Below are 14,833 nucleotides of genomic sequence, written 5' to 3'. Positions count from 1 at the left end.
CGTGCATCGCGCGGCCACGGTCCCCTCCCGGGCCAGTTGCCGCCAGACCTTCCGCACGCCGTAGACGCAGAAGTTGGCCTCGAACACGCGCTGGATCGCGATCATCAACGCCGCGTCGCTGCGAGCACGAACCGGTTGCTTGTCCGGATCGGCGCACCGGGCGGCATGCGCGTAGTAGGTCGACGGGGCGATCGGCAGAACCCTGCAGATCGGCTCGACCCCGTAGACTGTCCGATGCTCGTCGATGAAGCCGATCATGGCCGCGACCGGCGGTCGAGCTCCGCCATCGCGAAATACGTGCTCGCCTTGCGCAGGATCTCGTTGGCTTGGCGCAACTCGCGGTTCTCCCGCTCGAGCGCCTTGATCCGCTCGCGCTCGTCCGTCGTCTGGCCGGGTCGCACACCTTGATCCCGCTCGGACTGGCGCACCCAGTTCCTCAGCGTCTCACCCGAGCAGCTGATCTTGGCGGCAATCGACTGGATCGCCGGCCATTGCGAGCCGTGCTCGCCCTCGTGCTCGCGCACCATCCGCACCGCACGCTCGCGCACCTCAGGGGAAAACGGGATTGTTCGCTTCGTCATGGCTCCATCCTCTCGGAAGTTGGAGCCTCCGGAAAACCCGGAGCGGTTCAATTCCCGGGCGGGCCGCAGCTGCTGGAAGCGCTCAACGCCAAGGCCGTCGATCTCGGCATCGTCGGCGAGACCCCGCCGATCTTCGCCCACGAGCCGCCCGCCCCGAAGAGCGAGGCGATCGTCGTCCGCAAGGACAGCCCGATCCGCACCGTCGCCGACCTGAAGGGGAAGAAGGTCGCGCTCAACAAGGGCTCGAACGTCCATTACCTGCTCGTGCGCGCCCTGGAAGAGGCCGGCCTCGCCTACACGGACATCCAGACCGTCTTCCTCGCGCCGGCCGACGGGCGGGCGGCGTTCGACGGCGGGTCGGTCGATGCCTGGGTGATCTGGGACCCGTTCCTCGCCGCCGTCGAGGTGTCGAGCGGCGCCCGCGTGTTGCAGGACGCGACCGGGCTCGCGGCCAACCACCAGTTCTACGTCGGCGAGCGCTCGTTCACGGAAGCGCAGCCGCAGGCCGTCGACGCGGTGCTGGCGGCGATCGCGGTCGTCGATCGTGAGACCAACGGCGTCACCGAGGCGGCGGCGCGCGAGCTGAGCCCGGCGGTCGGCATGCCGGTGCCGATCCTCGCCAAGGCGCTGGCCCGCCAGAGCTGGGGCGTCGTCCCGCTCGGGCCCGAGGTGGTCGCCGGGCAGCAGCGCATCGCCGACACCTTCCTGCGCCTTGGCCTGCTGCCGCGGCCGATCCAAGTCGCGGACGCCGTGCGGCAGGCGCGCTCGTAGGGGGTGAGCCGCCCTCGGGTGGCACCCGCACCGCTCCGCCGGAGCGGCCCATCGCGATGGGCGAGCGGGTCGCACCCGAAGCGTGTTCGCGCCTCACCATGACTGACAGAGGACTCAATGCTGACCACCCGCCGAACCGTGCTCGCGGGCCTCGCCGCCTCGGCCGCCATGGGCCGCCCCGCCCGCGCCGCCGCGCCGCTCCGCATCGGCTACCAGCGCTCCTCGACGTTGATCGCGCTGCTGCGCCAGGGCGGCAGCCTGGAACAGGCGCTGGCGGCGCAGGGCGTCGGCCTGTCCTGGCACGAATTCACCAGCGGCCTGCCGATCATGGAGGCGCTGAATGCTGGCTCGATCGACGTCTCGGCCGACGTCGCCGACACGGTGCCGGTCTTCGCGCAGGCGGCCGGCGCGCGCATCACCTACGTCGCGCAGGAGGCGGCCTCGCCCGAGGCGCAAGGGATCCTGGTGCCGAAGGAGTCAGGCCTCCGCTCCGTGGCCGACCTGAGGGCCAAGCGGGTCGCCGTCACCAAGGGGGCGGGCAACCACTTCCTGGTCCTCGCCGCGCTCAAGGAGGCCGGGCTGTCCTTCCGCAGCATCGTGCCGGCCTATCTGAGCCCGGCCGACGGGCGGGCCGCCCTGGAGAGCGGCGGCGTCGAGGCCTGGGCCGCCTGGGATCCGTTCCTGACCGCGGCGCAGAAGCAGGTGGGGGCGCGGGTCCTGCGCGACGGAGCCGGGCTGTCGCTCTACAAGCGCTACTACCTCGCGGCCGACACCTACGCGGCGGCGAACGGGCCGGTGCTCGGCCTCCTGTTCGGCAAGCTGGCGCAGACAGGGGCCTGGGTGAAGGCGAACCCGGCCGAGGCCGCCGTGCGGCTCGCCGGGCTGTGGAAGCTCGATCCCGCGATCGTCCTGGCGGCGAACGCCCATCGCAGCTACCGGGTCGAACCGGTCACCCGGGACGGGCTCTCCGAGCAGCAGACGATCGCCGACGCGTTCCGCGCCGAGGGGCTCCTGCCGCGGGCCGTCGACACCGCCGCCCTCGGGATCTGGGCGCCTCCCGTCCGCTGACCGGTCCGGCGTGCCGGAAGGCCGATCCGGGGACCGGGCCTGCCGTCTGGCCACGGCCGTACCCCGGGACCGCTACAAGGCTTCGGAATAGGTCTGCACGGCGATCCCGTTCCGGTCCTCGAAATACCCGGCGGATCCCGTGCCGCCGGCGCCCAGCTGCAGCATCGCGAAGCCGTGGCGATAGTAGCTGCCGTCGTGGGAGAGCCGCGTGCGGGGGACGATCTGCGGCGGGGCGCTCACCTCCGCGAGCGGCTCGTAGGGATCGTCCTCGACGAAGACCGGGACCGCGCCGTGGCCGATGCAGCGCCCGCGCGTCAGCCCGGCATAGGGTTCGTAGACGCACAGGTTGTGCTCATGGCCCCAGAACCAGGCCGCGACGCGGTCGCGGCCGGCGCCGAAGCCGTCATACATCCGCAGGAGAGGGCGGTTCACCGGATCCGCCCGGCCGCCCTCGTCCTTCGGCCCGATGCGGGCGAAGGCCGAGAACAGCTGATGGTGCGACAGCAGGATGGTGCGGCCGGGGAACTCGTCGATGCGCCGTTTCAGCCAGGCCTGCTCGTCGGCCTCGACGAAGGTCACCGCATCCGCGACGCCGAGCGGGCTGTGGTCGTGCAGGCCGGTATCCATCGCCAGGATCTGCCAGCCCGCCTCGACGCTGCGCAGGCAGAAGAAGCTCGCCAGCTGGACGTGCGGCGCCCGGTTGAGCCGCTCGATCAGGCCGTAATAGCCGACGCCGCCGCAATACATGTCGTGATTGCCCGAGAGGGTGAAGATCGGGATGCGCGTCTCCTTCGGCCCGAAGGCGGCGACCATCTCGGCTTCGAACTTCCTGGCGCATTCCTCGGGCGTGCCCGAATAGTAGATGTCGCCGAGGTGGATCAGCAGGTCCGGCTTCTGGGCCGCGACGAGGCCGAGCAGGCGCCGGGCAGGGCCTGCGCCCGTCCCCCAGTCCCCGATCAGCCCGATCCGGCAGCCGGCCGCGAGCGGCAGGACGCGCTCGCCGGCCTGCGCCGGCGTGGTGTAGAGCGGCGGCCGGCGCTGGCCGCCGATGCCGAAATACGCGGCATAGGCTTCGATCGTCGTCGCCCAGCCGGGATCGCATTGGCCGGCCTCCAGCTCGTCCTTCAGGCGCGCCAGCGTCGCGTGATCCCCCAGCACCTTCGCGCGCAGCATCTGCATCGCCAGCGAGGCGCAGCGCTTGCCGTACTCGATCGGCGTCAGCGACTCGAGGGCAGCCCCGCCGCCGGCCGGAACCTCCGTCAGCCGCGCGTCGCGCGCCGCGGCGACGCTCTCGGCCGCGAGGATGATGGCGGGTTCCGGACCCGCATTGAGACTCTCCAGCGTCGCGGACTGGCGCGCGACCTCCTCGGCGATGGACTGGTACAGCGACAGGAAGGGATCGCGGAAGGTCAGCGGCCCCTCGGCCGCGGCCTGCGCGTCGCGGACCGGCGGCGTCGGCTTCGGGGGCGGGGCCGCCGCCGCCTCGACCGAAGCGGGTTCCTCGGTCCGTGCGGGTGGGCGGATGCCGTCGCTTGAAGGATCGCCGAGCGACACGGTGATCTGCAGCGGGATCGTCACCGTGACGGCACCGCCCGCGATTCGTGGGGCCGCGGGCGCGGGTGGGGTGGGCGCCTGGGGGATGGCCGGCGATGCCTCGCCGGCGCGCGTCGGTCCGGGCTTGTTGTCGTCCGTCATCGTCCACCACCGTTGATAGGGGTCGGTGCCGCGCGCGGGCGTCGGCGTGAAGATCACGCCGGCATCGACGACGCGCGGGTCCTGCGCGAGATCGGCTGCCGGAACGGCGTAGTTCGCCTCGAGGTAGCGGCCCGCGAAGTGCAGCGCGATGACGCGGCCGCTCGCGATGTCGATGACCGCCGACCCGGAATTGCCGCCGAGCGTCGAGGCGTCGTGCGTCGCGGCGTCGACCGTCCGGCCGAAGCTCTCGACTCGCGCCCGCGGCTTGAGCAGGCCGGGCTGCAGCCGCTTGACGTTGAACACGCCCTCGAACACCGCGGTCTGGACGTCGGCGGCGTTGCGCGGGTCGAAGGCCGGATAGCCGACGACCGCCACCTCGGCGGGGTTCGTCCCGTCGGCGAGGTCATCCTCGGGCGATCGCACCGCGAGTTCCAGGGGCGGGTGCGCGGGATCCAGGCCCTCCACCTCGAGGAGCGCCATGTCCCAGTAGGGATGGATCATCACGACCCGGCGCACCGCGATGAGCACGGCGTCCTCGCGCGGCGTTCCGCGCTCCTGCAGGAAATCGACGCCCGCGGTGAGGCCGGTCCGGAAGGCGATGCGCGTGCCGAGGCCCGCGGCGAAGATCTCGGCGACGTGCCGGTTGGTCATGAGGAGCTTTTCGCCGACGACGAACCCCGTCCCGCCATACGGGAGCGAGGGATGGCCGGGCAGCTCGATGCGGCCGATCGACCGGAACGTCCGGCAGAGCCGCGCCTTCACCGGCTCCTGGTCGAGATGCAGCCAGAGCGCGTGCGCGACCGTATAGGTGCCGTTCTCGATGAAGATGGCGGGCCGCTTGTCGGGGATGACGATGGATTCGAGCGCGAAGCGCTCCTGCGGCGCGAGCGTTTCGCGCCGCGCCAGCTTGGCGGCGGCGTTGCGGGCATCGTCGCGCCGCTCCTCCGTGCCGAGGCCCTCGGGCACCACCTCCAAAGCGGCGGCGACGCTCTCCAGCACCTCGCCCTGGCCGATGCCCTCGAGAAAGCGTCGGATCCTCTCGTCGTCGGCCATGTGGTCGCCCTTCAGCGCAGGATCCTTTCAGCCCAAGAACCCTTCAGCCCAAGAACCCTTCAGCCCAGGGAACGGGTCCGGTCGAGCGCGTGCAGCGGCCGGCGCGTTGCGGCGACCGGACCTCGCGGGAGACGAATTCCCGCGATGGCGACCGGGCCGTCCGGCGTCGCGCGCGGCAGCGGCGCGCTCACCCCCGCGGCGCGGGTTTCCCGGCGGTCGTCCATCCTGCCCCCTTCGCCGGGCGCACCTCACGGCGAGCACGCGGCACAATACCGGTCGGGGAGATGGTCGGCGATCATCGCGGGCAGCAGCCCCGTGGCGAGGCCGACGGGGTCGTCGCGCAGCGTCTCGAAGAGCGGCAGCACCAACCTCAGGGTATCCATGAAGAGGCCGGGGAGCGTCTGCGGCGGGAGCGGCTCCTCGTCGCGCGCGGCGGCCGTCGCGGCCGGATCGAACCGCGCGCCGTGGGCGCAGGTGAGACGCCGTCCGACGTGCCGGAAGCCGATCCCGTCCGGCGGCAGCCGCGGCACGACGTCGTGGCCATGGACCAGCCGGAGCGTCCGGGCGCCGAGCAGCGCCTCGTACCGCGCGGCGAAGGCCTCGCCGCCGACCCGCGGCATGCCGAACGCGTACACGGCCTCCGGTGTCAGAGCGAGCGTCTCGCAGGCGCGCAGGGCGCCGAGCGCCGCGATCGCCGCGCCGAGGCTGTGGCCGACGATCCAGACCGGCCCCGCCCGCTCGCGCAGCACCGGCTCCAGGTCCGGCCAGGCCGCATCGAGCGCGGCGAGGAAGCCGGAATGGACGCCGCCGGCGGCCGGCATGACATTCAGGTTCGTCACCCAGTTGGCGAACCGCAACGGATCGGTGCCGCAGACGGTGACGACCGACGGGCCGGCCGTCCCGCCCGCGGGCTCAAGCACGTGCAGCCGCGTCTCGGGCTGCCAGGGCAAGGCGAGCACCCGGGGCGCCCGGCTGAGGATGCGGCGGAGGGACCAGTCCCGGGCGATGGAATCGACCTTGGCCGCGTCGTCCTCGTAGGCGAGCTGCGCCAGCCACGCCGCGGCGCGCAGGCGCCCGCGCGCATCGCCCGCGATGCCGGCCAGCGCGTCGGCCGGATACTGCTCGCGCGGGCGCGTGACCAGGAACGTCACGGCACGCCCACCCAGCGACGCGCCGCGCGGGACGAGCCCGCGGCGCCGCGCCGCCTCCGGTCGGTCGCGGCCGGTGACGCGCAGCCGGTGCCGCAGGTTCCGGCCGGACTCGCCGCGAGTAAACCGCGTCCGGCGCGGCTCAAGACTTCACGATGCATGGCGCAACCCTGAATACGAGAGGGCCGTGACAAGTATAATCATACGGCGACATCGACCTGCCTGCAAGCCGATATACCATGGCCGTGACAAGTGCCGCCGACGGTGCCGGCGGCCCGCGACGATGACTGGGCCTGAGCCGCTGGAGCATTTTCCGACGAAGTGGACGCCGGTTCGTCGAAGAAAATGCGGCACAATCAAAGACCTAGAGAGCTTCGCGATTGCAATGCGATCGTGAAGTGCTCTAGAGCAGTCGTTCGATAGGCCAGGGTCGCGCGAGGTGCTGTCGTCCGAGGCTTGCCCAAAGACCGATCATTCGAGGAGATGCACGGACACCCGGAGATGTCTCTGATCGATCGTACGATACACGGAGTGATCGTGACGATCGGTCCGGCGCACGGGCCGTCATCCCGCCACGACGCCCTAGAGCATTTTCCGACGAAGTGGAAACCGGTTCGTCGTAGAAAATGCGGCAAAATCAAAGACGTAGAGAAGCTTCGCGATTGCGGCGCGATCGTGAAGCGATCTAGAGGGCCAGCTGCACCGGGCCGCTCCCCGCGGCGGGCACCGCGCAGCAGATCAGCACCTCGTCGGCGGCGACCGGAGCCGTGGGCTCGCGCCGGTAGGTGACCGTCCCGGCGAGGAGCCGGGTCCGGCAGGTGCCGCAGGTGCCGGCCCGGCAGCTGAAATCCGGGTCGAGGCCGCGGCCTTCCGCCAGCTCGAGGAGCGTCCCGGATTCCGGTGACCAGCGCGCCTCCTTCGACGAATCCAGGAAGGCGACCGCCACCGGCTCCTCCGATTCCGGCGGCCGTTCCGGCGCGGCGGCGGCCGGGACGCTCCGCACCAGCGACGAGGGCCCGAACGCCTCGGCGTGGATGCGGTCGTCGGCGACGTCCAAGCCGCGCAGGGCGTCGTAGAGCGCCTGGGTGAAGGCGGGCGGGCCGCACAGATAGACGTCGGCATCTCCGGGCGGCAGGACCCGGGCGAGGAGCGCCGCGTCGATCCGGCCCGCTTCCTCGTAATCGACCTCGGCGACCGCCTCGCCGGGGTCGCTCAGCACCCGCACGATCCCGATCCGCCCGCCTGACGCGGCGGCGAGATTGGCCAGTTCCCGTCCGAAGGCCATCTCGTCCCGGTTGCGGGCGGCCTGGACCAGGGTGGCCGGCCGGATGTCGCCGCGGGCCAGGCCCTCGTGGACGAGGTGGCGCAGCATCGCCAGCAGCGGCGTGACGCCGACGCCGCCGGCGAGCAGCAGGGCCGGGCGCGGCGCCCGCGCGTCGAGGGTGAAGCTCCCCTCCGGCGCCCGCGCCTCGATCGTGTCGCCGACCCGCAGGCGGTCGTGCAGGTGGCCGGACACCGCGCCGTCGCGCTTGACGCTGATCCGGGTGATCCCGTCCGAGGGCGCGACTGACACGGTGTAGGTGCGGATGACGGGTTTCTCCGCGCCGGGCAGCGTCACGCGGATCGGCAGGTGCTGCCCGGCCCGGTGCGGGATGAGCCCGGCCCCGTCCGCCGGCACGAGGTGGAAGGAGCGGATCGTCCGGCTCTCGTCGACGATCCGGGTGACCGTGAACGGGCGCCACCGCGTCGCGCCGTCGGGGCCACGCAGCCGCGCGGCGGCCTCGCGCCAGTCGCCGGTCGCGAGCGCGGTCGGCGACCAGCCCTCCGGTCGCAAGCTCCAGCGCAGCGGCAGCGCCCCCCGCCGGCGCACGACCCGGCGCGGCCGGAAGGTCCAGAGCCGCTCGGCGCCCCGGAAGGCGGCGATCTCCGGCGAGGACAGGACCACCGCGGCCTCGCCGGTCATCTGCAGCAGGTCCCCGGTCGGAAAATCGGCGAAGACCAGGCCGGCCTTGCCGTTCGCCAGGATGTTGCCGAGGGTGGCGAAGAAGAGGTTGCCGGCGAAGTCGGGGATCGTCAGCGTGCCGTCGGCGGCGATGCGCACGAAGCCGGCCCTGCCGCCGCGATGCGAGACGTCGACCTGCCGGCGCGCCGCGCCGTCCTCGTCGCGCGCGACGTAGGAGGCGACGAAGAAGGTGTCGGCGGCCTCGACCGTCGCCCGGGCCGCCGCGTCGAGCCCGTTGGTCTCCTCGACCCCGCCGGTAAAGGGCGCGCGGGGATCGCGGATCAAGGTGGCGTCGCGCTGCTGGATGTATTGCGGGCAGTTGCCGAAGCTCTGATCGACCGCGATCGTGAGACCCTCGTCGGTCACGGCGCGGATGAGGCCGTTGAGCCGGTTGCGGCGGCGGGTGTGCAGCTCGATGCCGAGAAGCCCCACGGCCTCGCCGGCGCGCAGGCCCGCCCCTGCCGGATCGGCGGGATCCGCCGGCGCCGCGAGGGTGAGGGTGCGCGGGTCCGGCGCGGCGAGGAAGCCCGGCAGGCCGGCGAGGATCGTCGCCCAGGCGTCGCCCCGGCCGTCGACGCTGCCGACGACGACGAAGGGGATCTGTTCGAAGAACGCGCGGTGCTGTTCGGGCATGTGGTCCCGCACCACGCGCCGGCCGACCTCCTCCATGCGGCCGGCGACGCCGACCTGCGCCTGGATCGCCCGCTCGCCCGGATGCCAGACCGGCAGCGCCGGCAGGCTCGAACCCTCGCTCATGCTGTCCTCCTCGGTTCCGGATCTCCGCGCGGGCGCGCTCACGCGGCGGCGGTGAGGCCGGCGGGCGTTTGGGCGAAGGGCAGGAAGCCCGGCAGGGCCTCGATCCGGCTGAGATACGCGCCGACCTCGGGGTAGCCCGACAGGTCGACATTGCCCTCCGGCGCGCGCGCCACGTAGCTGTAGAGCGCGACATCCGCGATGGTCGGGCGCTCGCCCACCAGCCAGTCGCGGCCGGCGAGGTGGGAGTCGAGGCGCCGCAGCAGCGTGTGGGCCCGGCCGATCACCTCCTCGGGGTGGAACGCGGCGCCGAACACCGTGACGAGCCGCGCGGCGGCCGGGCCGTACGCCACCTCTCCGGCCGCGACCGACAGCCAGCGCTGCACGGCGGCCGCCCCGGCCGGATCCTCCGGCAGCCAGTCGGTCCGCCCGAGGTTTTTGGCGAGGTAGACCAGGATCGCGTTCGAATCCACGACGATCGTGCCGTCGTCGTCGAGCACCGGCACCTGCCCGAACGGGTTCAGGGCGAGGAAGGCCGGCGCCTTGTGCGCGCCCGCCGCGAGATCGACCTCGACGGCCTCGTGCGGGACGCCGAGGAGCGACAGGAACAGGCGCGCCCGGTGGGCGTGGCCGGACAGGGGGTGGTGGTAGAGCTTCATGGCCGTGCTCCCTGAAAGGGGGGACCGGGTCAGTCCCGATCCGCGAGGAGCACGATGATCCGTTCGGACGGCGCGGAGAATGCGCGCTGTTTGCACTTCATCGTTGCGCAGAATGGAATAATTGCGTGGAGCGTGGGTGTTCGGGGAGGGGTGCTTGCCGTCGCGTGTGCCGCACGGGCTGCTGGGTCTTCGGCAGCCACTGCCCTTTCCCGGACGACTGGAACGAAGTGGAAGGAGATCCGGGATCCAGCAGAAAAAGTCGCGAAGCGCCTGCTTGTCTGCAACGTTGCAAGATTCAGAGCCGCGTCGCGGCACGTCTTGTGCTGGATCCCGGATCTCCTTCCGCTATCGCATCAGTCGTCCGGGAAAGGGGGCTGATGACAGGCGGCGTGGTTGGGCGCGCTTCGGATGAGGTGAGACGCGACGGCGAAGTCCGGCGATCCCGGCGCGACCGCCCCATCACCCGTCCTCCGGCGCGAGGCCGACGGGCGGGCCCGGGCGCGTGGCGCCGGCGATGATCGCCTCCCAGGTCTTTCCCTGCGCCCGCAGGAACTCGATCGAGGGTCCTTCCGGGTTGCCGTAGACCCGGATCGTCCGCGCGGCGATGCGGCTGCGGTAGGGCTCCGGCGTCAGGCCCTTGTAGTGGACGGCGAGGCGCCGCCGCTCGGCGTGCACGTCCCGGGCGATGGCCTCGGGCGGCAGGCCCGCGCGGCGCAGGGCGGCGGCGCGCTCGGAGAGGCCGCGCACCGCGTCCTCGTAGCGGTCGCGCAGGCTCATCCGCCGGCGCCCGCGGCGGGCGGCGCCTCGCAGGCCCGCGCCGCCGCCCAGGCGATCGCGAAGCCCGGATGGATGACGAAGGCGGATCCCTCCCGCCGGTACCAGCCGTTCGCTGCCGGCACGTGGCCCCACCCATGGACCGCCGTGGTGACGTGGCCGAGGATCGCCGCGACGGCATCCGACGGGCCGTGCCCCAGCATCTCGGCCGGGCTCAAGCGGCCCTGCGCCGCGAAGGCGTCGATCAGCGCGAGGGACCGGTCTTCCGGGATCATGCGCCTGCGGGCCGCGAAGAGCCGGCGCGCCCGGTAGGCCGCCGCTGCCCAGTCCATCGCCGTTTCGCCTCCGCGCAGCAGGTTTCGCAAAAGTGGCCGCCGGTTTTGCGATAAAAACCTGCGACACGACAAGGATCCAAGCGGACGAAGCGTTGGCGTGCCAACGCGAGTCTGCCGGGCCGCCCCGGCGAGGATCGGCCGGCCGGCGGCGATGTCAAGCGCCCGCGTCGCGCCTCACCCGGCGGCGAGGACCGTGCCGGCGGCTTGCGGCATCGGCACGCCCGGCGGGAACCACGCCATCCGGTAGAGCGGCGGCTGGATCGCCATGACCCGGAAGCCCAGGCGCTCGTACAGGGGCCGGGCGTTGGTGCCGGACATCGGGGTCGAGAGGGTGAGCGGCAGGCGCTGCTGCCCGGCCGCCGCCTGGAGGCTGCGCACGAGGTCGCTGCCGATGCCCTTGCCGCGGGCCGCCGCGACGATCGCCAGTTCGGAGATGTGCCAATCGGTAGGGCTGAGAGCGACGGCGAGGCGTCCGACCGCCTGGCCGGTCCGCTCGACGACGAAGTCGAGATGCTCGGGATACATCGTCTCCAGCCCCGCCCGCAATGCCTTGAACTGCTGCTCGTAGAGCGCGTGCAGGACGTCGCGGTCGTCGGCGGCCCAGGAGAGCCAGGGGCGCGACTCGATGAAGAGCTGCAGCAGGAAGGTCTGGTCCGTCGGGCGGATGGGGCGGAGGCCGAGGCCTCCGAGCACCGGGATGGAGCCGGCATAAGCGACCATGCGGCGAATGTCCTGTCGGTGGGAAAACGGGAGGGGCGGCCCCCCGGGGCGGGGCTGCGCGATGCAGCCCCGCCCCGGATCGTGTCGTGCCGCATCGCCGTCGCCGGACCGGTGACCGGGCCGGCGCCGGCCGACGCGGCCGGAGGCCCGGCCCGACGAGGCGCGAGCGGGGCCGCCCGTCGACAGTCAGGAGAAGACGGCCTCGTAGGCGGCGGTGCCCGGCGGGAAGCCGACGGCCAGGATGCGCTCGATGTAGAGCGGCCCGAACGCGCCGAGCCCGGGATGCGACAGCACGCAGTGATCCCCCGGGAAGGCCCCCGCCGCCTCCGCCGGACAGGTGAACACGAGGCTGAACGCCGTGCGGTCACTGCCCGGCATGGTGGCGCGGGGATGCTCGTCGCACCGCGCCAGCGTCGCCGTCAGGGTGTGGCCGTCCGCGGTGCGGAGGGTGAACACCTCCCCCAGGACGGGGGCGAAGAGCCCGGCGGAGAGCGTGCTGAGGGAGGCGGTCATCAATTCGGCTTCATCGGGTAGAGGCCGGTCATCGTGATGATGAAGGTCAGCGCCAGCGACGGCTGGAAGGTACTGAAGGCGGTGCCGGATCCGGCCGTGTCGACCGTGACGGTGCCTCCGGTCACCATGTTGACGGCGACGGTCTGATCCTTGGTCGCGGCGGTGCCCGTCACCGTGATCGCAGCGTCGGCCAGGGCCGTTGTGACGGGAGGGGCGCCGGGGGTGCCGTATATCTTGGTAAGTCCCGCATTTGCCAGCATCTGGGTCGACGACGGTGCACCGGTGCCCACCGCAGTTGTCAGGGCATTCATCTTGACTTTCTGGTCGCCGGCCTGCCCGGGAATGGCGATGTTCTGGCTGCTGGAGACCGGCGAGAACGTCGCCGCATGGGTGTGGGGCGGCAGGTTGTTGAGCGTCAGCGCCGCCGTCTCGGTGCCGTAGACCTGCGCGATGGTATAGTTGGTGGCGCCGCCCTGGGGCTGGCCCGTGCCGATGGCCGTGCGTCCCGAAAAATTCGGCAGGCCGAACGTGCCTTTGTTAATGTCACCACCATACTGGTTGAGGATGAGGGAGAACAACGCCTGATATTGCTGGATGCTCAACACTTGTCCTTGGCATTTCTGCCAACCCTGCGGCGCCCAGTCGAACGGCACCGTGAAGATCATGCCCGTCATCGCGTCCATGGCCGAATTCCTTCGATTGATTGTATTGCGCAGCATGACGACGCGAGATCGAATCACTGTCGATCGCCGATTCGCCCGGCGATTCGATGGGTAGACGACCGTGATGCTTCTCCGCAAGCGAGCTTGTGAAAAATATATTCCCTTCCTCTATGGTGAAGGTCTTACGAAATATACGCGAGATCGATGACGGCGGCGGAGCGGTCTTGAGGCCGCGCCCCTCCGCAACCGCGTGCCGTCCGACGGGCCGCGAGCGCCGGACTGGCCGCCGGCGAATCGAGTGCGATCGGAATCGATGTCGTTCTGCTGACGATATTCTGCCGGGCGGGGATGTTGCGATAAAAAATTCGCGAATCGCAATGATATCATTTAAAAAATATCGCAAATATTCGCTATTTAGTCAAATATATAACTATAATTAAGAATATGAACTGCTTGATAAGAAGCTATAGCCTCTTGAAGCAAAGACATATTGTTATAACCTATGCCTGTGAGGCGTGCAAAAATGCCACTGGAGCGAGCATTTCGCCGCGATGATGGCGAAAGTGTCGGCTCTCCTCCTTTCGCGAAACTCCGTCGACGGGCATCGTGCCGGCGGATTGGGGCGATGCTCTTGCCTCCGCGCATGTGCTGCTCGGGCATGCCTGTGACTCGGGATGGGTGAGACGTTGCGATGGTACAGAAGCTGATCACGATTTCCGGGGCGAGCTCTGCGTCTGCCGGTAGCCTGGATTATATCGATTTTTATTATGGCAATACGACAACAGACACGACTTATCTCGGAACTGTTTCTACAAAATTTCAAGCAAGTGGCACGAATCGTTACTCGTTTCAGTACATCGCCGATGACGGGACGCCGGCCGCTGGGGCGACGCAGTTCACGGCCGTGTTCGCTACATCCAACAATACGGTCGCCGGATCCGGTAACGTGACGGACACGGCCAACGCCGGGGGCCCGTTGACGTCGCAGTCGGCTGGCGGCGACAGTGCCGAAGCAATCACCACGGATCTGAACGCCGGGCCGACCGGTCCCACCGGCGCGACCGGGGCCACGGGCTCGACCGGGGCGACGGGGGCGACCGGTGCCGGTGAGACCGGCGCCACGGGTGCGACCGGGGCCACGGGTGCCACGGGGGCGACCGGTGCCACGGGCGCGACCGGCGCCGGCGCGACGGGTGCCACGGGTGCGACGGGCGCCACCGGGGCCACGGGTGCGACGGGCGCCACCGGGGCCACGGGTGCGACCGGCGCTACCGGGGCCACGGGCGCGACCGGAGCCACCGGGGCGACGGGCGCGACCGGCGCTGGCGAGACAGGCGCGACCGGCGCGACGGGCTCCACCGGCGCGACGGGGGCCACCGGAGCCACGGGCGCGACCGGCGCCGGCGTGACGGGTGCCACGGGCGCGACCGGTGCGACGGGTGCCACCGGCGCGACGGGGGCCACCGGCGCCACGGGCGCGACCGGCGCCGGCGCGACGGGTGCCACGGGCGCGACCGGCGCGACGGGCTCTACCGGCGCGACGGGTGCCACCGGAGCCACGGGCGCGACCGGCGCCGGCGCGACGGGTGCCACGGGCGCGACCGGCGCGACGGGCTCCACTGGCGCGACGGGTGCCACCGGAGCCACGGGCGCGACCGGCGCCGGCGCGACGGGTGCCACGGGCGCGACCGGTGCGACGGGTGCCACCGGCGCGACGGGGGCCACCGGCGCCACGGGCGCGACCGGCGCCGGCACGACGGGTGCCACCGGTGCTGCGGGTGCCACGGGTGCCACGGGTGCGACTGGAGCGGACGGCGCGACCGGTGCTGCGGGTGTGACGGGTGCGACCGGCGCCGCTGGTGCGGCTGGTGTCACGGGCGCCACTGGAGCGGACGGCGCCACCGGTGCGACCGGCTCTGTTGGAGCCACCGGCGCGACCGGTGCCGCGGGCGCGACGGGTGCGACCGGCGCTGCGGGTGTGACTGGGGCGACGGGCGCCGCTGGTGCGACCGGTTCCGCCGGCACGACGGGTGCCACAGGTGCTGCGGGCGCGACCGGAGCGGGCGGCGCAACGGGTGCGACCGGTGCTGCGGGTGTGA

12 protein-coding genes, 1 pseudogene and 1 other annotated feature are annotated in these 14,833 nt (G+C 71.6%); of the genes and pseudogenes, 3 read left to right on the top strand and 10 right to left on the bottom strand.

Going from position 1 to position 14,833, the window contains the following annotated elements; translation table 11 throughout:
* Nucleotides 1–581, bottom strand: a pseudogene (locus ABZT49_RS21270) (transposase); the annotation flags it as partial.
* Nucleotides 184–300 (bottom strand) — a sequence feature (AL1L pseudoknot). Its footprint overlaps the pseudogene before it by 117 nt.
* On the opposite strand from ABZT49_RS21270, the gene ABZT49_RS21265 reads away from it, so the two are divergent.
* Nucleotides 501–1,352: an aliphatic sulfonate ABC transporter substrate-binding protein gene (locus ABZT49_RS21265; RefSeq protein ID WP_355288733.1), complete on the top strand. Its 852-nt coding sequence runs from the start codon at nucleotides 501–503 to the stop codon at nucleotides 1,350–1,352. The pseudogene ABZT49_RS21270 and the gene ABZT49_RS21265 sit on opposite strands and share 81 nt — an antisense overlap.
* 117 nt (nucleotides 1,353–1,469) lie before the next feature.
* Nucleotides 1,470–2,420: an aliphatic sulfonate ABC transporter substrate-binding protein gene (locus ABZT49_RS21260; RefSeq protein ID WP_355288731.1), complete on the top strand. Its 951-nt coding sequence runs from the start codon at nucleotides 1,470–1,472 to the stop codon at nucleotides 2,418–2,420.
* 72 nt (nucleotides 2,421–2,492) lie between these two features.
* On the opposite strand, the gene ABZT49_RS21255 is transcribed toward ABZT49_RS21260, so the two are convergent.
* The 9 genes from ABZT49_RS21255 to ABZT49_RS21215 form a co-directional block, all read right to left on the bottom strand.
* Nucleotides 2,493–5,168: a metallophosphoesterase gene (locus tag ABZT49_RS21255; protein ID WP_355288730.1), complete on the bottom strand. Its 2,676-nt coding sequence runs from the start codon at nucleotides 5,166–5,168 to the stop codon at nucleotides 2,493–2,495.
* A 248-nt stretch (nucleotides 5,169–5,416) separates the two neighbouring features.
* A complete protein-coding gene (locus ABZT49_RS21250; protein ID WP_355288728.1) occupies nucleotides 5,417–6,319 on the bottom strand; it encodes a lipase family protein in 903 nt (300 codons plus the stop codon).
* 682 nt (nucleotides 6,320–7,001) lie between these two features.
* Entirely contained in the window at nucleotides 7,002–9,074 is a 2,073-nt protein-coding gene (locus ABZT49_RS21245) for a pyridoxamine 5'-phosphate oxidase family protein (RefSeq protein WP_355288726.1), read from the bottom strand.
* A gap of 38 nt (nucleotides 9,075–9,112) precedes the next feature.
* Nucleotides 9,113–9,730, bottom strand: a complete 618-nt coding sequence (locus ABZT49_RS21240; protein ID WP_355288724.1) for a glutathione S-transferase — start codon at nucleotides 9,728–9,730, stop codon at nucleotides 9,113–9,115.
* Nucleotides 9,731–10,189: 459 nt separating this feature from the next.
* Entirely contained in the window at nucleotides 10,190–10,507 is a 318-nt protein-coding gene (locus ABZT49_RS21235; protein ID WP_355288722.1) for a cell wall-binding protein, read from the bottom strand.
* Nucleotides 10,504–10,836: a hypothetical protein gene (locus ABZT49_RS21230; protein WP_355288720.1), complete on the bottom strand. Its 333-nt coding sequence runs from the start codon at nucleotides 10,834–10,836 to the stop codon at nucleotides 10,504–10,506. Before ABZT49_RS21230 ends, ABZT49_RS21235 begins: the two co-directional genes overlap by 4 nt.
* A gap of 177 nt (nucleotides 10,837–11,013) precedes the next feature.
* The gene (locus tag ABZT49_RS21225) at nucleotides 11,014–11,559 is read right to left on the bottom strand and encodes a GNAT family N-acetyltransferase (protein WP_355288718.1); all 546 of its coding nucleotides are present in this window, start codon (nucleotides 11,557–11,559) and stop codon (nucleotides 11,014–11,016) included.
* A 186-nt stretch (nucleotides 11,560–11,745) separates the two neighbouring features.
* Nucleotides 11,746–12,072, bottom strand: a complete 327-nt coding sequence (locus ABZT49_RS21220; RefSeq protein WP_355288716.1) for a DUF6916 family protein — start codon at nucleotides 12,070–12,072, stop codon at nucleotides 11,746–11,748.
* Complete coding sequence (locus ABZT49_RS21215; protein ID WP_355288714.1) at nucleotides 12,072–12,755, bottom strand: tail fiber protein; 684 nt, start codon at nucleotides 12,753–12,755, stop codon at nucleotides 12,072–12,074. The genes ABZT49_RS21220 and ABZT49_RS21215 overlap by 1 nt, the downstream gene beginning before the upstream one ends.
* Before the next feature lie 670 nt (nucleotides 12,756–13,425).
* On the opposite strand from ABZT49_RS21215, the gene ABZT49_RS21210 reads away from it, so the two are divergent.
* Nucleotides 13,426–14,833: hypothetical protein (locus tag ABZT49_RS21210; protein WP_355288712.1), on the top strand; the 1,408-nt coding region annotated here is incomplete at its 3' end.

Origin of the sequence: Methylobacterium sp. EM32 (assembly GCF_040593685.1) — a bacterium.
Classification (GTDB): Bacteria; Pseudomonadota; Alphaproteobacteria; order Rhizobiales; family Beijerinckiaceae; genus Methylobacterium.
This window is presented reverse-complemented; position numbering and strand designations above follow the sequence as displayed.